This is a genomic window from Enterocloster clostridioformis (assembly GCF_020297485.1).
Lineage (GTDB): Bacteria > Bacillota > Clostridia > Lachnospirales > Lachnospiraceae > Enterocloster > Enterocloster clostridioformis.
Map to the genome: position 1 here is coordinate 1 of NZ_JAIWZC010000001.1, position 23,629 is coordinate 23,629.

Sequence of the window (23,629 nt, forward strand, 5' to 3'; positions counted from 1 at the left end):
TGTACATGAGGGTAAGTCTGCAAACACAAGATGAAGCCCGATAGCTACACGGAATCGTGTACAGTAAATGCGGCAGATAGATGGAGGGAAAGAAACGTGTGGTACCCAGGGAGGTCTGTACGGAATGCTCTGAAAGGAGTAACCATTGCCGAGAGGTAATGCTGAGCGTACAGAAGTCAGCAGAGGTCATAGTAGCTGTTTTCAGTGAAGGACCGAATCAATAGGAGTCTTTAGTACGACAGGGAAAGGAGGAATGGGCAGATGGGTACAGAAAACAGAGAAAGCTGCTCGCAAAGAGATAGCGCGGAACGCAAAGGGTATGTGAGAGCGCACCGCTCATTCAACCGGATATGGAAGGAAAGAGACAGTGCAGAGCCAGACATCTTAAGTAAGATACTGAACAAGGAAAATCTGAACAGGGCTTACAAAAGAGTGAAGGCAAACAAGGGAGCGCCGGGAGTGGATGGAATGACCATTGAAGCGGCGTTACCATGGCTGAGGGAGAATAACTATGAACTGGTAGAGAGAATCAGGAAGGGGAAGTATACCCCATCTCCAGTCAGGCGTGTGGAGATTCCGAAGCCGGAGGGAGGGATACGAAAGCTTGGTATCCCCACCGTAATAGACCGTATCATCCAGCAGGCAATGCTTCAACAGCTCATGCCAATCTACGAACCATTGTTCTCGAAAGACAGCTTCGGCTATCGTCCGGGACGAGGAGCAAAAGACGCCATTCTCAGGATAAAGGAGTATATCGAACAGGGATACACGAGGGCAGTAGTTCTCGACTTATCGAAATACTTTGATACGCTGAACCATACGATACTGCTGAACCTGTTGAGGAAACAAGTAAAAGACGAAAGAGTGGTGCAGATGGTGAAGCGGTACCTGAAAAGTGGAGTGATGGAAAACGGTGTTGTGACAGAAACGAAGGAAGGCTCCCCGCAGGGAGGAAATCTATCCCCACTCTTAGCAAACGCGTATCTGAATGAGTTCGACTGGGAGTTCCACAGACGGGGCGTACCGTGTATCCGCTATGCAGACGACATCGTACTGCTGGCAAAGAGCGAACGGGCGGCAGAACGACTGCTGGAATCCAGCACGAAATATCTGGAGGCAAGGCTGAAACTGAGAGTGAATCGGGAAAAGAGCCGAACGGTCAGTGTGTTCGCAATCCAAAATTTTAAGTTCCTTGGTTTTTGTTTTGGGAAGAACGGAACAGGGACCTATATCCGTGTCCATGGAACGTCATGGAAGAAAGCCAAGGAGAAACTGCGCAGGCTTACTTCCCGGAGCAGGTGCGGGAGTATCATCCGAACCAAGGAAAAGATAAAAGTCTACATGAGAGGATGGCTGAACTACTATGGGATAGCGGACATGAAGAAAAACATCGAAAGCCTGAATGGATGGTTGTACCGCCGGATACGGATGTGTATCTGGAAACAGTGGAAACTGCCCAAAACCAGAATGAGGAAACTCATAGGACTGGGAGTAGACAGCCATTATGCGGCAACAATAGCCTACGACCGCAAGGGATACTGGTTCAATGCCGGAAACAAGGCGGTCAACTGGGCATTAAGTAAAGAAAGACTGATAAACTGGGGCTTTTATGACTTAGCCGCAGCCTATCAGTCTCTGCACACCAACTATTGAAAGCGCCGTATACGAGAACCGTACGTACGGTGCTGTGAGAGGACGGCGGTTAATCACCGCCTCCTACTCGATTATACGCAGACAACTCCTGTTTCTCTTATTTCTCCTGCTTCAAAGCTTTCAGCAGCTCTCCAAATCCCAGGCAATACATACATGATCAAAGGGTTCAAAATCCCGGGACGACTTTGTTCCTGTCAACACACCGGCAAAATCCGCACCGGCTCCTGCCGCTGTCTTTGCGTCCACCACGCTGTCCCCTGTGTACAGGACTTCTTTCTGGTCCGTCCCCGGCTGCTTTATGGCAATACAGAACCGCCGCGCCTCCTCCTGGTCCCTGCTTTGTACTTCACGCTGCTCCTCTCTCCGGCCGGAACCTGAGATAATCCGATGAAACCAGCTTATACCCAATTCCGTCCACCTCCCCCAGTAAGAACATAATGAATTGGCTGTAGCCGTCCGCAGCAGCCAGCTCAAAGGAGATACGGAGCCGGTCCAGCTCCCTCCTCACCAGCTCCTCAAAATGTTCCGGGGAATCCTTTCCCTCATAGCAGTACCCCTTTGTCCCCACCAGGGCGTACTCCCTGTAGGCATAAAAATTATTCTGGAGAAAGGACAGACGCCCCCGGAACATCTCATTCAGACGATAGGTTTTCTTGGCATCCCAGAACATGTCGTGATTTCCTCTCAGCAGGATTTTGCGTCCGGCAGGGACTGGATGAAATCCAAATCAGCCAGGGCTTCCTCCAGATTCAGCCCCATGAATGGTCTCCTGTGATGACCACCGTATCCTACCCGTGATCCTTCCCCTCCAGTTTTTCATAAAACATCCGTATCCGGCCGGAGGATGAGCCGGTTTAAATCAGCTCCTCCAGTTTTTCCTTATCCCAATCCTGCATCTCCCGTCCCGTAATCCTGAAATAGCCCTCCTTCTCCATCAGCTTCAGCTCTTGGTTCAGGGAGGACCTGCTGACATGGAGCATATTGTCCAGCATCAGCTGGGAGCCGGGCATGCGGATGGTCTCCGCGGGAGCGATGTCGTGCATTCCCACAATCCAGTAAGCAATCCGCTCACGGATGGTCTGGTAATTGAGGCAGTAATCTTTGTACCCTGGGGATGAATGCACTGGGAAGTCTCGTAGGTCTTTCTTATAAAATAGGTCCTGAACTCACTGTTTCTCCTGCAAAGGTCTGCAAAGGGGACCCTGCAGGACGCTCCGGGAATTGAAAAATGCTTATACATATGACGCCTCAAAAATCGAGTAGGAGGCGGTGATTAACCGCCGTCCTCTCACAGCACCGTACGTACGGTTCTCGTATACGGCGCTTTCAATAGTTGGTGTGCAGAGACTGATAGGCTGCGGCTAAGTCATAAAAGCCCCAGTTTATCAGTCTTCTTTACTTAATGCCCAGTTGACCGCCTTGTTTCCGGCATTGAACCAGTATCCCTTGCGGTCGTAGGCTATTGTTGCCGCATAATGGCTGTCTACTCCCAGTCCTATGAGTTTCCTCATTCTGGTTTTGGGCAGTTTCCACTGTTTCCAGATACACATCCGTATCCGGCGGTACAACCATCCATTCAGGCTTTCGATGTTTTTTCATGTCCGCTATCCCATAGTAGTTCAGCCATCCTCTCATGTAGACTTTTATCTTTTCCTTGGTTCGGATGATACTCCCGCACCTGCTCCGGGAAGTAAGCCTGCGCAGTTTCTCCTTGGCTTTCTTCCATGACGTTCCATGGACACGGATATAGGTCCCTGTTCCGTTCTTCCAAAACAAAAACCAAGGAACTTAAAATTTTGGATTGCGAACACACTGACCGTTCGGCTCTTTTCCCGATTCACTCTCAGTTTCAGCCTTGCCTCCAGATATTTCGTGCTGGATTCCAGCAGTCGTTCTGCCGCCCGTTCGCTCTTTGCCAGCAGTACGATGTCGTCTGCATAGCGGATACACGGTACGCCCCGTCTGTGGAACTCCCAGTCGAACTCATTCAGATACGCGTTTGCTAAGAGTGGGGATAGATTTCCTCCCTGCGGGGAGCCTTCCTTCGTTTCTGTCACAACACCGTTTTCCATCACTCCACTTTTCAGGTACCGCTTCACCATCTGCACCACTCTTTCGTCTTTTACTTGTTTCCTCAACAGGTTCAGCAGTATCGTATGGTTCAGCGTATCAAAGTATTTCGATAAGTCGAGAACTACTGCCCTCGTGTATCCCTGTTCGATATACTCCTTTATCCTGAGAATGGCGTCTTTTTGCTCCTCGTCCCGGACGATAGCCGAAGCTGTCTTTCGAGAACAATGGTTCGTAGATTGGCATGAGCTGTTGAAGCATTGCCTGCTGGATGATACGGTCTATTACGGTGGGGATACCAAGCTTTCGTATCCCTCCCTCCGGCTTCGGAATCTCCACACGCCTGACTGGAGATGGGGTATACTTCCCCTCCTGATTCTCTCTACCAGTTCATAGTTATTCTCCCTCAGCCATGGTAACGCCGCTTCAATGGTCATTCCATCCACTCCCGGCGCTCCCTTGTTTGCCTTCACTCTTTGTAAGCCCTGTTCAGATTTTCCTTGTTCAGTATCTTACTTAAGATGTCTGGCTCTGCACTGTCTCTTTCCTTCCATATCCGGTTGAATGAGCGGTGCGCTCTCACATACCCTTTGCGTTCCGCGCTATCTCTTTGCGAGCAGCTTTCTCTGTTTCTGTACCCATCTGCCCATTCCTCCTTTCCTGTCGTACTAAAGACTCCTATTGATTCGGTCCTTCACTGAAAACAGCTACTATGACCTCTGCTGACTTCTGTACGCTCAGCATTACCTCTCGGCAATGGTTACTCCTTTCAGAGCATTCCGTACAGACCTCCCTGGGTTACCACACGTTTCTTCCCTCCATCTATCTGCCGCATTTACTGTACACGATTCCGTGTAGCTATCGGGCTTCATCTTGTGTTGCAGACTTACCCTCATGTACAGCCTTCTATACGGTTTCTGTCCGTCAGACCAGAGGTTTGCCCATGGGTTCGTTCCCCACATCCGGCTTCCTTCAGATTTGCAGTCACCTGCAACACCCTTGCCTTCGGCTATATCCTTCCCGCTACCAGGTGGATTCAGGACTTTCACCCGTTAGAAACGTGCGCCGCCAGGCGCACAACATGAAAGAGGGCTGCGAAAAACAGCTCCCTTTTCTCCAATTGTCTGAAGTGACAGGGCGGAAGAACTCAATATCTACCTCGAATATTTTTTCGCTGTTTACGACATCCGTCTCATCATCCGTGGCCACACAGAGTGCTATATCATCATAATAAGGCTAAGTCCCGGCAGCATCAACCACTTTTTTGCCCCGAAGGCACCGGCTCCCGGCACACGGAAGGTCACATTACGATTTCATGGTCCGGCGTTACCTCTATCAGCCTTCCGTCCGCTCCCTCCGGTCACCGCTCTCCACCTGGAACGTCGCGTAATAGCTGGTGGACGTGGTGGAATGGTAGCCATGGGTTCCTGTGGCATCTCCTGCATTGGGATGGCTGTGATGGCTGACATTGGTCCTTTTGGAGACCACGGAAGCTGTTACCGACAGCCTGGGGGACTGATTGTTCTTGTTCCACTGGCTCAATCCCTTTACTGCTGTAACCACAAATACTCCAATGATAATCACAAATACCAGGGTAAACATGATTTCAAAACCGCCTCCCCAGAAAAAGGAATCCATGTACATAAATACCCGCCTCTCTTTTCCGTTGTATATCCCAATATTATCACAGATGCAGCCTTATTTATGGATATTCATACCGGCTTCCCACAGACAGCAGCCGCCCTTTTTCAGCCTTGGCACGTTACAGGGCCTGGTCCGCATGCTACTGTCAATGGCCGTATCCAGATAGGTCCGGGGCATGTAATAATCGCAGCCCAGTTAATCTGTTCCATTATACGCTTCAGGCGTACCTTAATACAATCTCTTACAAAGGGCGTCTCCCAAAACTCATCCGCCGCCTCAAATTCTTCCGATGGAAATGTACCGATGCGCTGACGGCTGCCACAGAATATAAGCGCGGCATCCTTACTGAAAAACAGCTATCTTCATCCTGCATCGGTACATATGATTTCCTCCCGCAAAACATCAGCTTTTCCCAAATATATATTATTTAATTGTAGCATAAGCAAAATCTTTAATCAACAATATTTACCAAATAGAGCGGCAATTAAAAGGCTGGCGCAAGGCAGGGAAAGGCAATCCAAATTTCCCGGTTCAAATCCTCCTATCCAGGCAGCCCCAAATCCCCTATATGTTTTTTCAATTTCAAATCAAATCTCATTCAGAATATCAATTGGGACTATTTTTCTCAGTTATTTATACTCAAATAGGTATAAAAGCGAAAAATAAGGGAGTTTCTATGTTTAGTTTAGGGATTGATTCAGGCTCAACCATGACCAAGGGAGTCCTGTTTGACGGAATGAATGTGGTGGGATGCCACATGCTTCCCACTTCCATACGTCCGGGCGAGATTCTAAGGGACATTTACGACCGGCTTTACACGGAGGACACGGGTTCGTGGTGAGTACCGGATATGGCCGGGAGCTTTTAAAGGAGGCAGACGCAAAAATCACGGAAATCACCTGCCACGGCGCAGGCGCATCTCTTAGGCCCCCGGCTGTGATACAGTCATTGACATCGGGGGACAGGACTGTAAGGTCATCACTCTTGACAGCCACGGACAGGTAAATGACTTTTAATGAACGACAAGTGTGCGGCCGGCACCGGACGGTTCATGGAAATGATTATGGCCCGGGTAGGAAGCGACATCTCACATCTGGACGAGTTCGTCCATGGATGCCGGCCCGTACCCATTAACAGCATGTGCGCCGTCTTCGCGGAAAGCGAGATTGTAGGGCTGATGGCCAGGAGACACCTCCGGGCGACATCGTACTTGGATGTGTCCACTCCATCTGCCACAGGACCGCCATCTTTGCGCAGCGTCTGACAGGCGGACATCCTGATATTTTCTTCTCAGGAGGCCTGGCACAGTCAGAAGTCATGCGGTCCGTACTGGGAGAATATATGAAAACTTCCCATATAACCACTCACCCCTCTCTCAGTATACCGGCGCCATAGGGGCTGCCGTTCTGGGATATGGAAAACTAAAGAAAAGGAGCCGAAGCTGACATGGAACTGAAAAAAGAACTGCCTGAAATTTTTGAAGAATTTGCGGACGCAAGGAAGAATTCATTTCTTGCAATAAAAGAATTAAAGGAGGAAGGCATACACCTGTAGTCGGTGTCTTCTGCACCTATCTTCCCAGGGAAATCCCAATGCCATGGGCGCCTCTGTTGTGGGACTCTGCTCTGTTACTGACGAAACCATACCTGACGCTGAAAAGGATTTGCCCAGAAACCTCTGTCCCCTCATAAAATCCAGCTACGGCTTTGCCAAGACGGATAAATGCCCCTTCTTTTATTTCTCCGACCTGATTGTAGGCGAGACAACCTGCGACGGCAAAAAGAAAATGTATGAGATTCTGGCTGAGTTTAAGCCCGTTCATGTCATTGAGCTGCCAAACTGCCAGACAGAGGCCGGAATAGGTCTTTACCGCCAGGAACTGATACGTTTTAAGGAGGTGCTGGAAAAGAAATTCGGCACTGTCATCACAGAAGATGCCATCCGCCGCCAGATACATAACAGAAACCAGATTCTCGCGGCCCTAACCGTCTCCAGTATGTGATGGCCCTGGATCCGGCCCCTGCCCTGGGTCTGGATATCGTCAACATTGTTTACGGCACAGGATTTAAGATGAAAATTGATACATTGGCGGAGGAAGTCAATGCCATCACGGATAAGATTGAGGCTGAGTATGCCCAGGGAAAAAATATGGGAAAAAGGGCCAGAATCCTTGTGACCGGTTCTCCATCCGGCGGTGCCGCCCTCAAGGTGGTGCGCGCCATTGAGGATAACGGCGGCGTGGTGGTCTGTTTTGAAAACTGCTCCGGCATGAAACCTGGACCCCATTGATGAGATAACCCGGGGACGTATATGACGCCCTGTGCCAGGAAGTACCTGACACATCTGCTGTTCCTGCATGTCCCCTAACCCCAGGCGTATGGAACTGTTAGACAGGCTTATTGACGATTTCCATGTAGGAACGGCGTGGTGGATTTGGTTCTGCAGGCATGCACACCTACAATGGTGGAGGACTTCCCTGGTCCGCAAGCTGGTAAAGGAGAAAAAGGACCTTCCCTAGAACGTTGTGGAGACAGACTTTCCCAGGCCGACGGGTGGACAGCTGAACACCAGGATGGCGGCTATTTCATTGAGTATGCTGTCATAGCTGTAATGTAAGAAAATTAAATTTAAAAGGACAGCCTCAGGAAAAGTGAGACTGTCCTTTTTCACATATCATGTTTCTTCCGTCTCAATGCAGTGCAGCGGGCATCTGATGTGAGGAATCCTGATTCCATCTCATTACCACAATAGGGACATTTCATTTCTTCCACTGCCTCCTTGTCTTTCTTTCCATTGAGCATAACACAGATAGAAGAAAAATACAACAAACATCCGCATGGGCCGAAGGATGTGCCGGAGGGAGCAGGGACCGCAGGAATGCCTAGTACGCATTGCCAAAATAATAATGAATAGACGTTGCTTTTTTATTGTAGTCGGTGACATAATAATCCTATCACTAACAGAATGGATGTGTTATTATGCGAAGGAAAACATTGATACTATCCCGGTTTTACGTGAGCCAATAAAGCCGGAGTAATGGAGGACGGAGGATTTCACGCAGCGACCGAGGGCGTGCCGCAGGGAGGCCCGCTAAGTCCCTCGTGTGGAAATGTCATGCTGAATGAGTTGGACAAGGAACTGGAGAGCAGGGGACACAAGTATGTGAGGTATGCGGATGACTGCCTGATTCTGTGCAAAAGCAGGAAAAGCGCAGAGAGGACGATGGAAAACATTGTGCCATTCATCACAGGAAAACTGTTTCTGAAAGTCAATCTCCAGAAAACGACAGAGAGCCACGTCAGCAAGATAAAATACCTGGGCTACGGCTTTTACCGGCATAAAGGGAAATGCCGCGCATGAGGATACACCCGAAGTCGGTGGCAAAAATGAAGAACCGGATACGGGAGCTGACAACCAGAGGGAACAAATGGAGCAATCAGGAGAGGGAAGAAAAAACGCCGAAGCTATGCAAGGGGATGGATTAACTATTATCGATATGCAGACATGAAAAGCCTGATGGAACAGACGGATGAGTGGCTGCGCCACAGAATCCGAGCGGTGTACTGGAAACAATGGAAGAAGGTACGCACAAGATATAAAATGTTGCGGGCGTTACATTTACCGGAGTGGAAGGTGCATGAGATGGCGAACTGCCGAAAGGGAGTGTGGAGAGCGGCGGGAATGCTCAACTCGGCACTCACCAAAAGAATCATAGTGGACAGACTTGGTTATCCCGATATGACTGCCCACTATCTGAAAGTCCGAGTAAACTATTGAACCGCGTAGTACCGAACGGTACGCTACGTGGTGTGGAAGGGGAGGTTAAAATCTCCCCTATCCGATTATTATAATCATTTTGCCAGTCTGGACGTCAGGAAGCTTAAGGACGCACCAAAAGTTTGGCGGCCGTCATGCGTTCCACAATCTCATACATGTTGGTGACGCTGCCAACCTGAAGCTTTTCGCTTAATCCATAGAAATTCAGGCAGGTTCCGCAGGTGAGAATCTCCACTCCCTGGGATTCCAGGGATTTCAAATCCTCCAGGTTGTCGGAACCTTCGCAGGAAAGATAGGCGCCGCTGTTATACAGAAGAATCGTTTCCGGCAGAGCGTCCTGCTGGGTAAGCGCGTAGACAAACCCCTTCATCAGAGCCTTTCCAAGTTCAGGGTCGCCGTGACCCATAAGGTTGGAGGACAGAACCACTGTCATGCCCTTTTTGCGGCTGTCCGGCTGGCAGGCCACTGGTTCCTCACCTGAATCATCCGCCGCACCGGAGACAGGGGTTACTCCCTGGCCAACTGCGATTTTTACGGAAAATTCATTATCGCTTATTTTCTCGGAAACAGCCGAAAGGCCTTTGCTGGCAGCCATCTTGCTCAGGTTCTGGACTGCAATCTCGTTGTCTACCAATACCTCAACCGTCTCTCCCGGATTGCAGGATTCCAATGCCTTCTTAGTGTCAATGACAGGTCTTGGGCACTGCTTTCCGCGTTCATCTAATTTCATGATTCGTATCCTCCTTAAATATGTATCTGATTCTTCCTATTCCCGGAAGTGTGCTTTGAAATTATCATCACATGTCTCTAATTATAGCAGGTTTGGAAGTGTATGCAAACGCTTTTGCCCCTTTACAGGGCCTGCATTTATTTTTTCTATAGTGAAAAGATAACTATATTTTTTATCTATACGGATGCGGTTCTGTTTCCTGTTTTCCGTACAGTTTATTCCGGTAAGTCTGCACGGGAGCCGCCCCGTCCGGAACCGTGTAAAAATAATTCAGGGCAGCCGGTTGTTGACTCCCACTTAACGGGAAAATCCGCTAAAAATCCGCAAACGGTTATTAATCGGGGGCATCGGAGCTGAGGCAGCTCTCGCGTTCCACCATATGGTATGGAAGTACGATTTTCATAGGAAGATGATGTCCTCCTTCAATCCTGTCGATCAGGATTTTTGCGGTCATCCGTCCCATTTCAGCCAGGGGAAGATGAATGGTAGTCAGCGTCGGGTCTAAGTATTGCCCCACATTGATATCGTCCATGCTGATAATGGATATATCTCCGGGGACAGTCAGCCCGAATTCCCTGATTGCGCGCATGGCTCCGATTGCGATAACATCATTGGAGCATAAACATGCCGTGGGGCTTAATCCGGATTTCAGAAGTTCGCCTGCCCCCAGATACCCGCCTTCCATGGAAATGGGGACAAGCTTTACACAGGATTCACGGCAGGGAATGCCATGCTCCTTCAGGGACGCGCAGTACCCCAGGAAAGGGACGCTATATCCGCGGCCGCCTATATAGGCAATTTGCCTGTGGCCTGACAGGATCAGGCGGTCTGCTGCATCGGAGGCAGCCCGTTGTCCGTCACAGACAATCTGGTCCAGGCCGGCGTCCAGATATTCAAAGCCCGTGTAGATGATATGCCGGGGAGTCCGTTGGGAAAGGTATTGCCCGGTGGAATCCGTGTCCGCAAGGCTGCTGCCGATTATGGCGATTCCGTCCACGCTGGAATTTGCCATCATGTCAAAAGCCGGGGGAAGGAAGCCGTCAAGGGAAGACAGGCTGTATTTCAAGCTGTAATCATGTATGCGTGCTTCCTCCTCCATGCCTTTCACCAGGACGGCGCGCGCCAGCTCGCTGCCAATGTCGGCAGCCTGGGCGAACAGGCATGCGATGGAGCGGCATGCATTACCGTTCTCGCGGACGGAATGCATTTTTAAATTCCGCGCATGAGCATTGGGGGTATAGCCGGTCCTCTGCGCGATTTCCAGTATTCTTTTCCGGACTTCCTTGCCTGCGGGGGACTTTCCGCTTTTATTGATTACGCGGGAGACCGTGGATACGGAAACTCCGGCTTCGGCAGCGATTTCTTTCAGTGTCATGGAATCTGCCTCCAGATGCCCTTATCTGCCAACAGCGGCGTACGTTTAATCATAATAACCTCCAGGAACATAAAAAACGCCGGAAGAAGCAGACTGTTTCAACAGTCCGGTGCGTCTTCGTGGCGTTTTATCCATTTTATTTTAATGTTGCTGCGTTCATTTCAAATCGTAAACAGACTTCTCTTGGAGAAGGACATGGTCTTCGTGACAATGATTGATTTAAGTATATAGAGCCTTATATGATTTGTCAATGGAAAGACCGGGAGTGTTTACCCGGTTTTCTTTTACGGTTGAAATAAAGGCGATAAGGTTCCGGGAAGAAGCAGGTATTGATGCCTGAAGCTGGGGGACTGCCGTGAGGAGGAGAATCCACATGTTAATTTTCATCCAGCTTGTCAAGCGCCTGGGCAATGTTGAACGCATGGTCGCCGATGCGCTCATAATCGGTCAGGATTTCCGAATACAGGATGGAAGTTTCCACATGACATTTCCCCTTTCTCATGCGCTCAATCTGGTTGGAACGGTACCGGGCTGTCCGCCTGTCAATGTCCTGTTCCAGAAGCAGAGCCTGTTCCGGAAGGGAGTCCTGCTCTGGCCGGGGTTTGGACTCAGCGATGCAGGCGCTGCAAATCAGGCGTACGGCGCCCATGCATGAGGTCCTCATATCGGCCAGCTCAGCAGATGCCTGGGAAGAAAGCTCCAGCCTGCGCTCCATCATGGTCCGGGCATAGCCCGCGATATTTGTTGCGTGGTCGCCAATGCGTTCCACATTTCCGATGATGGAGAACATGCGGTTAAGCGCATTTACCTCGGACGGGGAATTTTCCACGGCAAGTACCCTGGAAATCCTCCTGGACAGCCGGGCATTGTAAAGGTCAATCTCTTCCTCGCGTTTTTGAATCTGCTCCAATTCGTCCTCATCCCTATGCACGAACGCCAGAAAACTGGTTTCAACATTGGCGGCAGCCAGAGCAAGCATCTGACCGATGTCCTCATTCAGCTGCTTCCTTGCTATGACAGATACGCCAAGTACATGTTCAGAGGCCAGCAAATCCTCAAACCAGCGCTCATCATCCGTTGTATTCTGTGGCTTGTCCGGCAGAAGCTTTTCGGAAATCCGTGCAAGCTGCGTGCCGAAGGGCAGCAGAAGCAGGGTTGTAACAATGTTGAACAGGGTATGCACATTGGCAATCTGTGCCGCGGGATTATCCGGCGTGAACGAGGCCATCCACTGGGTAAAGGGTGACACCAGACAGACCAAAGTAAACACAGCTGTGCCAATGACATTGAATATCAGGTGAATCAGGGTGGTCCGTTTGGCGTCGCGGTTTGCCCCGATAGAGGCCAGGACAGCCGTGATGCAGGTGCCGATATTCTGACCGAACAGCACAAAGACCGCGCTGTCCAGTCCGATTAATCCGCTTACGGCCAGGGCCTGAAGAATACCAACGGATGCAGAAGAAGACTGGATGACAGCAGTAAAAGCAGCTCCTGCCAGAATCCCCAGAAAGGGATTGGAAAACTTTGTCATCAAATTGACAAAATGCCGGGAATCACGCAGCGGTATCATTGCGGCGCTCATCATTTCCATGCCAAGAAAGAGGATACCCAGACCCGCAATAATCCCTCCGGCAAACTGGACCTTTTTTTGCTTGACAAAAAGAATCAGAGCAACACCTGCAAATGCAATCAACGGCGCGACGGCCCCGATGTCCAGGGCTATGAGCTGCCCGGTCACGGTGGTTCCGATATTGGCACCCATGATGATCCAGACAGCCTGCTTAAGCGTCATGAGCTGGGAGTTGACGAAGCCCACCACCATGACGGTTGTGGCGGATGAGGACTGGATGATTGCCGTGATTCCGGCCCCCACGAACACGCCTAAAAACCGATTGGCAGTCAGGCGCTCCAGTATCTGCTTCATGCGGCTGCCGGCTGCGGCCTCCAGATTGGTGCTCATCATCTGCATCCCGTACAGAAATAACGCCAGCCCTCCCAGCAGACTGAAAAACGATTGAATACTCACAATGACTCCTCCTTTTACATGTTTGACAGTGTTGTGCGGAAAGAAAAAGGCATGACCCGCATCCATGTGAATGAATGCGGGTCATGCCTTTTTTTGAACATATGAAGTGTGGTTATGGTGAAAATTTGGTCATCGTCGTTGACGGTGGCGTCCATATGTATGTCATTTTCCTTCCGGTGTTTTATATATGGAAATATCCTGTCCTGCTGGAATTATATGAGGATAAAGGGACAATGTCAACGGGATGGGAGGAATATTAACGATACTTTAATGCAATATAATTACGCCTGGTGCTTTTCACTGCAGAGAAACAGAGGACGAGTTCACCAGCTCATCAATCGGAATCTGCTCAACCTCATGGAAATATTTCAGTATTAATTCCTGAAAATACTGTGTATAGGTGGAGAGGTAACGGTCCTTGTGATGAATCACGGATATCTGCTGAAGAAGGGGCATCGAATTCTGGTCCCGGTCCCAGGGCGGATTTGCAGGAATCACGGATGAAACCAAGTTTTATATGAATGAAAATGGAAATCCGAAACCCCTAACATTATATTCGGGGTATCCGACGGAGTGCTGGCTGTAAAAGGCATTAATTATTGATGGCTTTATTCGTTCCAATCACACCCAGGATGTAACTGCTCAGCAGGAAACCGGCGCCGGCGCACACAGCCATGATGAGAAATACAATGCGGTAGCCGCTGATACCCGGATTGCGGTCCAGAATGTTTCCGTAGACGGAGTACAGAAATGCGCCCGGCAGATAACCGATGAAGGAACCCAGCGACATGGCGGAGCCGGTTATCTCCCTGGGAACATTGATTTCGTCCATGGGTGCGAAGAATATGGCGCGCATGCTGAATACACAGGCGCCGATGCTGAGGGTCATGAGCATGCCGAAGTATACGTTCATGCTGCTGTGAGGCAGGAAAGCGAAGACAGTCAGGGCCGCCCCTGTAATTACGAATACGACCCGAAGATATCTGGTTGCTGAATGGAAGACCTTGTCGGTGAGATAGCCGCCGACAGGGCCTCCCAGCATTTTAAGGGCATATTGGTTGATGATTCCGTAGGCGCCTGCCAGGACAGCGGGCATGGCATAAAGGTCCTTGAGGAAGGGAATGAAATATGTAAGTCCGCAGTAAACACAGTAGACGGCAAATACATTAAATGATACCAGCCAGATGTTCCTGTTCTTAAGGGCGAGCATGACATTATCCATGGCAGCCTTGTTTTTGCTTACCTTTTCACCGGCAGCATTGACAGCCTTAATCTCATCCGGTTCAAGAAGGAAATAGGCGATGATGCCGATTACCATGGGAACGGCTGAGTAAAAGAGAATGGCTGCCTTCAGGCTGGCGGCATTGCTCCCTATTAATGCGAAGACACCCAGTGCGCCAAAGGCAATGATGGTATCCACAAGCCCGCGTCCGGCTTCCATGATTCCGAACATGCGCCCCTGCTCTTCCTCTGTTCCCAGAAGCCGGACCGCCTTCAACATGGTGGGCCAGTAGAGCATGTCCGCGCAGACGGCAAGACCGCAGTTGATTAACAGAAAGAGCCAGTACGGCGGGAAGGCGGAAAGACCGATGCCCAGTAATCCGATACCCAGCAGGGACATGGGAATCATGATTTTTTTAGATACCCGGTCCGTAAGATAGATGGAAATCAGGAATCCGAAGGTGGAAATCAGCCCTGCCACGCTCATGGCCGTACCAATCTGTGTGTGGGACAGCCCCATGAATTCCTGCATGGGAACATAGAACGCGTCCTTTAAGCATCCCAGCTTATAAATGGTCCCGGCGCCCAATACCAATGTACCAAATGAAATCCATTTCTTTGATTGACTGTTGTCTGCATTTGTTTTCATTTTTTCATCTCCTCATTATATTTACCATTTGTTTCCGTACTCTTAGTATATGTGACGAAATGAGCTGAGTCAAGCTAAGATGAGTTAAAACGAGCTGTTTTGTGGAATATATACGAAAATAAATAAGTTAATTTGTGGCGTTTTGCGGAGAAAAATAGTTGAATGATGTGCTTACATGTGCTAAAATAAGTTAAACTAAGCAAAACCAGAGGTGAGCAGGGAAACAAAACAGAAAGGAGCGTTTGCGGATGCTGGCAGAACAACGGTATCAAAAGATAATAAGCCTGATGCAGACAGACGGAAGCGTCAGGGTCGCGGATTTAAAAAAGAAGATGGGAGTCTCTCCTGAAACAGTCCGCAGGGACCTGGAGAACATGGAAGCCCTTGGACTGATACGCCGTACAAGGGGAGGGGCTTTTCTGGCGGATAGGGAAAATATGCCTGGGGAGCAGAACATCCAATACCAGAATTTTTCAGCCAGGGAAAGGGAAAACCTGGAGAGCAAGGTGGAGATTGCAGAATTTGCGGTCCGTTTTATTAAGGAGGGTCAGTCCATAGCCCTGGACTCCGGAACCACTTCCTATGAGCTGGCCCGCGCCATAAAGAGGACATTCCGTTCACTGACCGTGGTCACCAATTCCATTGCTATTTTAAATGAACTGGCTGATGCAAAGGGAATCACACTCATTGCAACGGGCGGCGTATACCGCCCTGAGGAGCTGGCCTTTGTGTCTGATATTGCAGGCATGATATTTTCCAAATTAAGCATCAACTTATTTTTTCTGACCACCTGCGGCATTTCGGTTGACCGGGGAATCACCTACCAGCGTATGGATGAAATCATTGTGCAGGAAAAGATGATGGAGGCCTCAGACCAGACCATTGTCATTGCGGACAGTACCAAGCTGGGCGTGAATTCACTGGTAAAGATGTGCGACATCGACCGGGTGGGGATGATTATTACGGATTCCGAGGCAGCAAAGGAGCAGATACAGCCCTTTGAACAGGCAGGCATCAGGGTCGAGAAACCGGAAAAACAGGGGGATAAAGGTCATGGAGCAAAATAAGGTAAGTGTATTGCTGGTATCGGTGGACGCATTGAAGCCGGAGTTTGTTTTTGAACAGGAACGTCTGGGAATCAGCCTTCCTAATATAAGTAAATATTTTGTGGAGAATGGTACCTTTGCAGGCCAGGGCGTGCAGAGTGTGTTTCCTACCTTTACCTATCCCTGCCACCAGAGCATCATCACAGGTACCAATCCCGCTGTCCACGGCATATATAACAATGGAATATTTGACCCCATGGAGGAGCATATGGGAGCATGGCATTGGTTTACCAGCAGAAAAGTGGAAAATCTGTGGGAGGCTGCCGGAAAACACGGATATCTGTCTGCCAGCGTGGCATTTCCCACATCAGTGGCTGCCGGGGGAGATTTTATGGCGCCGGAATTCTGGTGGGATGGAACAGAGCTGGACAGCCGGTTTATCGACGCCATGTCCGTGCCGCAGGGCATGGTTCTGGAGATGGAGGAGGAAATTGGAAGGTATGCAGGAGGCCTGGACCTGACGGAAGCCGGGGACAGGCAGCGGTACAAGGCAGCCATGTGGGTATTGGACCATAAGCTGGCGCCCAGGGTAAAGGAACAGCCTTTTTTCATGTCAGCCTACTTTGCGTCCTTTGACGAGATGGCCCATGAGTATGGGGTATACAGCAAAGAGGCTGCCCATGCGGTTGAGGCCATTGACAGAATGCTGGGAGACTTGGTTGAGAAGGTACATGGAATAACGGATGACCAGGCGGTTGTCTGCGTTGTTTCCGACCATGGGACACTGGACAATCGGTATAATATCCGGCCTAATGTGAAGCTGAGGGAAGCAGGGCTTATCACTACAGATGAAAATGGCAGGGTAACGGACTGGAAAGCCTGGTCCCAGCGTGCAGGGGGCATGTCTGAAATCCGGCTGAAGGACGGGCAGGATGAAGATGCCGGAAAAAAGCTGGAGCAGGTAATGAAGGAGCTGTCATCCAATCCGTATTTGGGCATTCTGGAGGTACTGGACCGGAAACAGGCCATAGAACGAGGCGGTTTCCCTCTGGCTGACTATGTGCTGGTCTCTCAAAAGGGATATGAAATACGGGACGATGTGCAGGGGGATTACTGTACGGAAAAACTGCACCAGAAAGCCCAGCATGGCTACTGTGAAAACTTCGAGGAAATGAGGGCGTCTTTCATGATAGAAGGATGCGGGATAGAACGGAAACACGATATAGGCTCCATGAAGCTGATTGACATAGCGCCTACTCTGGCAGCTGTCATGGGATTTCATATGCCGCAGGCAGAGGGAAGGAACCGGTTGGAGTGATGAAAACAGCAGAGGCAGTTCTGGGGAATCTGGCCGGCCTGCTGTGGGGAAACTGGATGCTGTTTGTATTGCTGGGGCTGGGCGTGTTTTATACCATTGCCACGGGCTGCATCCAGTTCAGGTCCATCCCCTGGATTATAAAGGAATTCTGCAAAAAAGAAGATAGAACAGAACCATCCCGGAACCATAAGGGAACCGTGTCCTCCGTCCAGGCTCTTTATATGGCAATCGCAAGCTGTGTGGGAAGCGGGAATATCGTGGGGGTTGCCACTGCATTGATTGGTGGAGGTCCGGGCGCCCTGTTCTGGATGTGGGCGGCTGCATTTTTAGGAATGGCCACCAAATATGCGGAAATCGTACTGGGTCTGGTGTTCCGTCAAAAAGGCGTGGACGGAAGCTATTACGGCGGTCCCATGTATTATATTGAAAAGGGACTCCATACACGGTGTCTGGGCGTGGCCGCGGCTGTCCTTCTGTTTTTCCAGAATGCAGGCGGAACCCTGATTCAGTCCAATACCATATCAGGCGCAGCCTATCAGGTGTTCGGGGTCCCGAAGCTGTGTACCGGTGTTGTATTGGCGGCTGCCATGATTTTTATCATTGGCGGAGGGTTGAAACGTCTGGCGGATACAGCCCAGAAAGTCGTGCCAATCATGGCGTCGCTGTATATTGTGGGAGGCGCTGTGGTGGTGTTTGCCAATCTGGAATCCATTCTGCCCATGCTGAACCGCATTTTCCGGGAAGCATGTTCCATGAAGGCGGGGATGGGGGCCGCGGCAGGGCTGACAATGAAGGAGGCCATGCGGTTCGGCGTGGCCAGGGGACTGTATTCCAACGAGGCAGGCGAAGGTTCTGCGGCCGTCATCCATTCCGCGGCCCAGGTAGACCATCCGGCCAGACAGGGCTTTTACGGTGTGGCGGAGGTGCTGGTGGATACCATGGTTATATGCAGTACCACTGGCTTTTCCATCCTGGCAAGCGGTGTGCCCCTGGAAGGGGCAAATGCGGCATCCCTGGCAGCGGAGGCATTCGGAACCATATTTCCTTTTTTGAAATATGTGGTTTCTGTCAGCCTGATTTTATTCGCTTCCACCTCCATCATGAGCCAGTGGTATTTTGGACATGTGAGTCTGATGTACATAAAGAGCTTGAAGGGGGACTGGTTTTACCGTATGCTGTTTCCTGTATTGATTTTGGCAGGAAGCCTGAGCACGGCAGGAATCGTGTGGTCTATCCAGGACTGTATGCTGGGGCTTTTAATCATTCCCAATGTGCTGGCCCTTTTTAAGCTGTCTCCGGTAGTCATGAGGCTGACCAGGGAATTTTTTAAGGAGAATCATACATAACGGTGCAAATATATATTTCATTTACATTTACAAACAGGAAGGAAATGATATCATGGATTCAAGAATAGAAACATACATCAGACAGATACCGGCATTGGCTGAGGCTGCTGCCGGAAAAGAAATGCTGTGGATAAATGACAGGGAGTGCCCGGAGAACGGACAGGGAGAAAAAACAGTATCCGGGGAGCAGATTGAAGACGCGGCAGGGAGGCTGGCCCGCTTTGCGCCTTATCTGGCGGAGGTTTTCCCTGAGACTGCCGGCCGGAATGGCATGATAGAATCGGAGCTTCGGGAAATCCGGGCCATGAGACAGGAACTGAACCAGGAGTGGAGAGCGGGAATCTCCGGGAGACTGTTTTTAAAAATGGACAGCCATCTTCCCATATCCGGCTCCATAAAAGCCAGGGGAGGTATCTACGAGGTGTTAAAACATGCGGAGGACCTGGCTTTCGAGGCAGGGCTTCTCACGGAAAAGGAGGATTACCAGAAACTGGCTTCCTGTGAAATGAAAGAGTTTTTTGGACGGTATAAGGTTCAGGTGGGGTCTACCGGCAACCTGGGACTCAGCATCGGCATCATGAGTGCCAAACTGGGATTTCAGGTAATTGTGCACATGTCGGCGGATGCCAAACAGTGGAAAAAGGATTTGCTGAGAAGCAAGGGAGTCACGGTTATGGAGTATGAATCCGACTACTGTGCGGCCGTGGAAGAGGGAAGAAAGAGTTCCAGCCAGGACCCAATGAGCTATTTTGTGGACGATGAGAATTCCGTCAACCTGTTTCTGGGCTATGCAGTCGCGGGAGAGCGCCTGAAAAGCCAGCTGGAGGAACAGGAAATCCAGGTGGACAGCCGTCATCCGTTGTTTGTATATCTGCCCTGCGGAATTGGCGGGGCGCCGGGAGGCGTGGCCTATGGCCTGAAAGAGGTTTACGGCGATAATGTCCACTGCTTTTTCATGGAACCCACCCAGGCATGCTGCATGCTGGTGGGAATGGCCACAGGCGAGCACGACAGGGTCAGTGTCAGGGATTTTGGAATCAGCGGCAGGACGGATGCCGACGGGCTTGCAGTGGGAAGGCCGTCCGCGTTTGTGGGAAAGGTGATTGAAAAGCGCCTTGCAGGTATCTGCACAATTGAGGACAGAAAACTGTATGAGCTGATGCGCGCGCTTATGAAAACGGAGAATATATTCATAGAACCGTCTGCATGCGCTTCCTTTGCAGCATTCTTCCATCCGGATGAGATGGAAGGATACATCAGGAAAAAGGGACTCTGTGACTGCATGGGACAGGCCGCCCATATAGCCTGGGCAACAGGCGGTAGCATGGTTCCCCAGGACATGGCGGAAGAGTATCTGAATACATGGAAACAGGCTTAATGGGGTTCACATATTACTTCGTGGCCTTCCAGTATCAGTTGGCCGGTGCGTTCGTTGACACGTTTCCTGCTGCCTGCTCTGAAGGTGAGCCGCACCGCATAAGGAGGCCGGGTTTCCGGGAAGGATGGTATGACGGATGGAACGGCGGGCGAAACAGCGGATGGGACTCCCAATGAGCCGGGCTGTTCCGGTATGAGCTTGATTTTACTCCTCCGTCAAAAGACAGGCTGTATACGGTCCCGTATGACGAGGGGGACGCCACACGGTTATCCTTTCCTGAACCGTCCCTGTCAAAGGGACGTGCATCATCCACGACCGCTCCTAAATATTTTATATAAAAATCTTTCATTATCTCCGGTTCCATGGTATGGATGGTAATATAAGTCAATTTCATTTCCATCATCACTCCTTTGAACAAAATACCTTGCATATGTCCTTTTTTTATTATAATGGAATTGTAGAGATATTTGTAATAAAATCACGGCTTAAAATAACAGAATCCTGTCTTGCCTGTAAAGGAGATTTCGATATGCAGTTAAACTATCTGGAGGTAAACGGAAACCTGGAGGAAGTCACCTGTCATGGCACGCCTGCTTTTCCAATGGAAGTATATCTGGATGATCTGGATTTGTATCCAAACCGGGTCATACCCTGGCATTGGCATAAGGAATTGGAGCTGGTTTATGTGCTGAAGGGGGACATTGAGTTTCAGACAGGCGGCTGTTCCTATGTGCTCTCTGCCGGGCAGGGCGGGCTCCTGCCGCCTAATATGCTGCACATGGTCACGCCCTACCACCAGCAGCACGGCAGCGTTTACTGCGCTGTGCTGGCTGCCCCTTATCTGCTCCACGGCCTTTCCGGGGGACTGGTGGAAACGCAGTATGTTTCCCTTATTACAGAAACAGAGAGGGATTTCTTTCTGTTTGACAATACCTGTCCATGGCATGGGGAGGCATTGTCCTGCATCCATGACATGTATCAGTGTGACTGCAGGCGGCCCAGGGGATATCTGTGGCGCCTTCAGATTCTGCTGCAGCAGATGGGGCTTACGCTGTATGAAAATCTGGATTTAAGAAATAAGCAGCAGCCGGCCTTTTCCGATGTCCAGTACAGGCGGGTCCGTTCCTGCCTGGAATTCATTCACCAGGAGTATGCCGGAAAAATCCGGCTGGAGGATATTGCAAAGGCAGCCAGTGTCAGCGCCAGCGAATGCTGCCGGGATTTTAAGGAAATACTGGGGCAGTCCCCTGTGGATTATCTTATTTCCTACCGGGTACGCATGGGAGAGTATCTGCTGACCCACACGGACAAGAGTATCCTGGAAATTGCATTGGCAGCCGGGTTTTCTGGCAGCAGCCATTTTTCCAACACATTTTCCGGATATATGGGATATACACCTCTTTATTACAGGAAAAGAGAACGTACGGCAGGAAGTTCTGGCAGCGGACAATAAGAAGGTAAATCCATGCGGTTTTACTCCATGGACCTGCCGTATTCACTTTTAATGATTTCGCATATATCTTCCGGTGTTTCCCGGCATCCGTTCCGCAGCCACATTTTCAGGATGGTGGTCAGTCGAAGGGAACGCTGGATTTGGGGGTGTTTTATGAAACGGTAGGAGGCTTTGGCACAGGACTCTGTACCAGGTCCATGGGAGAATATCCTGTTGTTTTAGTTGCCTCGCCCCAGGTTAAAAAGTCCCATCCGTCTGGACCATACCATTGAGCTGTGGAGCATCCCTGCCATAAAAAATCTGGTAAAAAGTGAGGTAGGGATTTCCTTTCTGCCTGAATTTACGGTGAGGGAAGAACTGGAACAGGGAGAACTGGAGATAGTCAGGACAGATTTGGGGCGTCCGGTCCTCTCGGCGGTGTGCGCATACCATAGGAACAAGTGGGTCAGCCCATTGATGCGGCTGTTCATGGATTTGTGTGAAGAAGTGAACTATCATGAAAGGACAGGGGATTAGGCCTGAAATGGAGTAAAGAATGAAACTGATAAGTCTGTTTACCGCGCTTGCGGTCACAATTGGATTGTTTGCCAATGCGGGGCGGAAATTGTACCAGTGGCTTGGACCGCTTTTTCCGGGCATGGGTTCCCTGGCGTATGGAATTGTCTATGGTCTGGCAGTTACCGGGATTTTGGGAGCGTTTGTTGTCAGCCGTATTCCAAACAACCATATACCTGCGCCTGTTTTCTATGCTGACCACTATCTCCTTGGATTCATTGTCTACATGGTGATGTTCGTTAATCTGGCAGGATTTCTGGTGTTCCTGGCAGGACTGCTGCGTATTCTTCCGTCACCCCTGTCCTTCCGGGCAGGCATTGCAGCGGGAACCATACCGCTGTTTCTTTCAGCTGCCCTGTCCGTATATGGTACTGTCCATGGGGCGGTAATACAGATAAAACCCTACGAAGTTCAGATGGGCGGCAAGGATGCAGAAAAGGCTCCGCTCCGGATTGCCCTAATCAGCGACCTGCATCTGGGGTATGTCATAGGAGAACACCATCTTGAAAAGGTCATTGACGCGGTAAATTCCACAAAGCCGGATATTGTCTGTATTGCCGGAGATATATTTGACGGCGATGCCGCTGTCCCGGCTGACCCTGAAGCTCTTAAGGCATTGTTTCTGAAAATGGATACGGTTTACGCTGTTTACGCCTGCCTTGGAAACCATGATGCAGGCCCAAGCTATGGCCGCATGCTGGAATTTCTCTCAGAAGCAGGCGTTCATGTGCTGCGGGATGAGGCGGTTGTCATAGACGGCCGTTTTGTGCTGGCGGGCAGGAAGGATTCCTTTCCCATTGGCGGGCAGGGGGATAAGCGGGAAAAGCTCACGCTGCCTGCAAAGGCAGGGGAGCTGCCTGTCATTGTAATGGACCATCAGCCGGGAAATATCCGGGACTATGGGGAAGAGACGGATTTGATTCTCTGCGGACATACCCACCAGGGACAAATGTTTCCTTTTAATCTGATTACCAACGCTGTATTTGATGTGGATTACGGATATTACCGGGCATCGGATGATTCGCCCCAGGTCATCGTTACCTCAGGCGCAGGAACCTGGGGACCGCCCCAGCGGGTTGCCACGGATAATGAGGTGGCGGAAATTCTGGTCATGCTTCCAGCCGGACCGTAAGTGGACCAGGATACTTACTGGAACCAGTGGCTTGAGGGCATCGGAGCGTATATCGACGTGATGCATATTAAAGACTACAGTCTGGGAAAGGACCGTGCATATCAGCCGGAACAGCTGGGAGAAGGCATCCTGGGGTATAAGGAAATCAGCCGATGGCTCCATGAAAATAAACCGGATATGTATCTGCTCCGGGAGGAAATGAATCCGGCAGCCGCCAGGAAGGATATTGAGTTTATGAAGCGGCTGTAGAGGAAGA

At 50.3% G+C, this 23,629-nt stretch carries 20 protein-coding genes and 5 pseudogenes; 13 read left to right on the forward strand and 12 right to left on the reverse strand.

All coding sequences use genetic code 11. From position 1 onward, the window contains the following. Positions 1–261 precede the first annotated feature (261 nt). Positions 262–1,653: a group II intron reverse transcriptase/maturase gene (gene ltrA / locus LA360_RS00005; protein WP_089776622.1), complete on the forward strand. Its 1,392-nt coding sequence runs from the start codon at positions 262–264 to the stop codon at positions 1,651–1,653. 120 nt (positions 1,654–1,773) lie between these two features. On the opposite strand, the gene LA360_RS00010 is transcribed toward ltrA (LA360_RS00005), so the two are convergent. From LA360_RS00010 to LA360_RS00030, 5 genes and pseudogenes are all read right to left on the reverse strand, one after another. After that, positions 1,774–2,061, reverse strand: coding sequence for a hypothetical protein (locus tag LA360_RS00010; protein ID WP_225537230.1), 288 nt, complete (start codon positions 2,059–2,061; stop codon positions 1,774–1,776). Beyond that, positions 2,000–2,470, reverse strand: a pseudogene (locus LA360_RS00015) (metallophosphoesterase); the annotation flags it as partial. The pseudogene LA360_RS00015 and the gene LA360_RS00010, both read right to left, overlap by 62 nt. Positions 2,471–2,507: 37 nt before the next feature. Next, positions 2,508–2,777, reverse strand: a complete 270-nt coding sequence (locus tag LA360_RS29890) for a helix-turn-helix domain-containing protein (RefSeq protein ID WP_225537232.1) — start codon at positions 2,775–2,777, stop codon at positions 2,508–2,510. Between the two features lie 202 nt (positions 2,778–2,979). Further along, positions 2,980–4,306 (reverse strand): annotated as a pseudogene (gene ltrA / locus LA360_RS30970) (group II intron reverse transcriptase/maturase). Between the two features lie 767 nt (positions 4,307–5,073). Continuing rightward, a pseudogene (locus LA360_RS00030) lies at positions 5,074–5,367 on the reverse strand (DUF2500 domain-containing protein); the annotation flags it as partial. 676 nt (positions 5,368–6,043) lie between these two features. Between LA360_RS00030 and LA360_RS30975 the strand changes: the two are divergent. Next, positions 6,044–6,812, forward strand: a pseudogene (locus tag LA360_RS30975) (acyl-CoA dehydratase activase). A 1-nt stretch (position 6,813) separates the two neighbouring features. Next, positions 6,814–7,972 (forward strand): annotated as a pseudogene (locus tag LA360_RS30980) (double-cubane-cluster-containing anaerobic reductase). Between the two features lie 61 nt (positions 7,973–8,033). Here the strand turns inward: LA360_RS30980 and LA360_RS30985 are convergent. Continuing rightward, positions 8,034–8,168: a PF20097 family protein gene (locus LA360_RS30985; RefSeq protein WP_318258218.1), complete on the reverse strand. Its 135-nt coding sequence runs from the start codon at positions 8,166–8,168 to the stop codon at positions 8,034–8,036. Between the two features lie 235 nt (positions 8,169–8,403). Here LA360_RS30985 and LA360_RS00050 point away from each other — a divergent pair, with 235 nt between their 5' ends. Together LA360_RS00050 and LA360_RS00055 are read left to right on the forward strand one after the other, a co-directional pair. Beyond that, on the forward strand, positions 8,404–8,727 hold the full coding sequence (locus LA360_RS00050) for a reverse transcriptase domain-containing protein (RefSeq protein WP_225537234.1): 324 nt from the start codon (positions 8,404–8,406) through the stop codon (positions 8,725–8,727). 144 nt (positions 8,728–8,871) lie between these two features. Next, the gene (locus tag LA360_RS00055) at positions 8,872–9,144 is read left to right on the forward strand and encodes a hypothetical protein (protein ID WP_044918639.1); all 273 of its coding nucleotides are present in this window, start codon (positions 8,872–8,874) and stop codon (positions 9,142–9,144) included. 103 nt (positions 9,145–9,247) lie between these two features. On the opposite strand, the gene yedF is transcribed toward LA360_RS00055, so the two are convergent. The 5 genes from yedF to LA360_RS00080 all read right to left on the reverse strand — a co-directional run bounded on the left by yedF (position 9,248) and on the right by LA360_RS00080 (position 15,145). Then, positions 9,248–9,874, reverse strand: a complete 627-nt coding sequence (yedF, locus tag LA360_RS00060; RefSeq protein ID WP_022201696.1) for a sulfurtransferase-like selenium metabolism protein YedF — start codon at positions 9,872–9,874, stop codon at positions 9,248–9,250. A 334-nt stretch (positions 9,875–10,208) separates the two neighbouring features. After that, positions 10,209–11,249, reverse strand: a complete 1,041-nt coding sequence (locus tag LA360_RS00065) for a LacI family DNA-binding transcriptional regulator (RefSeq protein ID WP_057572820.1) — start codon at positions 11,247–11,249, stop codon at positions 10,209–10,211. 376 nt (positions 11,250–11,625) lie between these two features. Next, complete coding sequence (locus LA360_RS00070; protein WP_022201694.1) at positions 11,626–13,275, reverse strand: Na/Pi cotransporter family protein; 1,650 nt, start codon at positions 13,273–13,275, stop codon at positions 11,626–11,628. Between the two features lie 297 nt (positions 13,276–13,572). Continuing rightward, entirely contained in the window at positions 13,573–13,731 is a 159-nt protein-coding gene (locus LA360_RS00075) for a hypothetical protein (RefSeq protein ID WP_225537236.1), read from the reverse strand. 136 nt (positions 13,732–13,867) lie between these two features. Then, the gene (locus LA360_RS00080; RefSeq protein WP_022201693.1) at positions 13,868–15,145 is read right to left on the reverse strand and encodes an MFS transporter; all 1,278 of its coding nucleotides are present in this window, start codon (positions 15,143–15,145) and stop codon (positions 13,868–13,870) included. A gap of 248 nt (positions 15,146–15,393) precedes the next feature. Here LA360_RS00080 and LA360_RS00085 point away from each other — a divergent pair, with 248 nt between their 5' ends. The 4 genes from LA360_RS00085 to LA360_RS00100 are packed head-to-tail and all read left to right on the forward strand — an operon-like array spanning position 15,394 to position 20,233. After that, the gene (locus tag LA360_RS00085) at positions 15,394–16,212 is read left to right on the forward strand and encodes a DeoR/GlpR family DNA-binding transcription regulator (RefSeq protein WP_022201692.1); all 819 of its coding nucleotides are present in this window, start codon (positions 15,394–15,396) and stop codon (positions 16,210–16,212) included. Then, positions 16,199–17,509, forward strand: coding sequence for an alkaline phosphatase family protein (locus LA360_RS00090; RefSeq protein WP_022201691.1), 1,311 nt, complete (start codon positions 16,199–16,201; stop codon positions 17,507–17,509). Before LA360_RS00085 ends, LA360_RS00090 begins: the two co-directional genes overlap by 14 nt. Beyond that, a complete protein-coding gene (locus tag LA360_RS00095) occupies positions 17,509–18,855 on the forward strand; it encodes an alanine/glycine:cation symporter family protein (RefSeq protein WP_057572823.1) in 1,347 nt (448 codons plus the stop codon). Before LA360_RS00090 ends, LA360_RS00095 begins: the two co-directional genes overlap by 1 nt. Positions 18,856–18,907: 52 nt before the next feature. After that, positions 18,908–20,233, forward strand: a complete 1,326-nt coding sequence (locus LA360_RS00100; RefSeq protein ID WP_057572824.1) for a D-serine ammonia-lyase — start codon at positions 18,908–18,910, stop codon at positions 20,231–20,233. Positions 20,234–20,267: 34 nt separating this feature from the next. Here the strand turns inward: LA360_RS00100 and LA360_RS00105 are convergent, their stop codons facing one another. After that, complete coding sequence (locus LA360_RS00105; RefSeq protein ID WP_225537237.1) at positions 20,268–20,627, reverse strand: VOC family protein; 360 nt, start codon at positions 20,625–20,627, stop codon at positions 20,268–20,270. 135 nt (positions 20,628–20,762) lie between these two features. On the opposite strand from LA360_RS00105, the gene LA360_RS00110 reads away from it, so the two are divergent. From LA360_RS00110 to LA360_RS00125, 4 genes are all read left to right on the forward strand, one after another. After that, entirely contained in the window at positions 20,763–21,686 is a 924-nt protein-coding gene (locus LA360_RS00110; protein WP_057572825.1) for a helix-turn-helix domain-containing protein, read from the forward strand. Positions 21,687–21,908: 222 nt separating this feature from the next. After that, positions 21,909–22,202: a LysR substrate-binding domain-containing protein gene (locus tag LA360_RS00115; protein ID WP_057572826.1), complete on the forward strand. Its 294-nt coding sequence runs from the start codon at positions 21,909–21,911 to the stop codon at positions 22,200–22,202. A gap of 19 nt (positions 22,203–22,221) precedes the next feature. Then, a complete protein-coding gene (locus LA360_RS00120) occupies positions 22,222–23,373 on the forward strand; it encodes a metallophosphoesterase (protein WP_057572827.1) in 1,152 nt (383 codons plus the stop codon). Next, positions 23,374–23,622 (forward strand): apurinic/apyrimidinic endonuclease family protein, encoded by a 249-nt coding sequence (locus LA360_RS00125; protein WP_022201684.1) that lies wholly within the window; start codon positions 23,374–23,376, stop codon positions 23,620–23,622. The last annotated feature ends 7 nt before the right edge of the window (positions 23,623–23,629 follow it).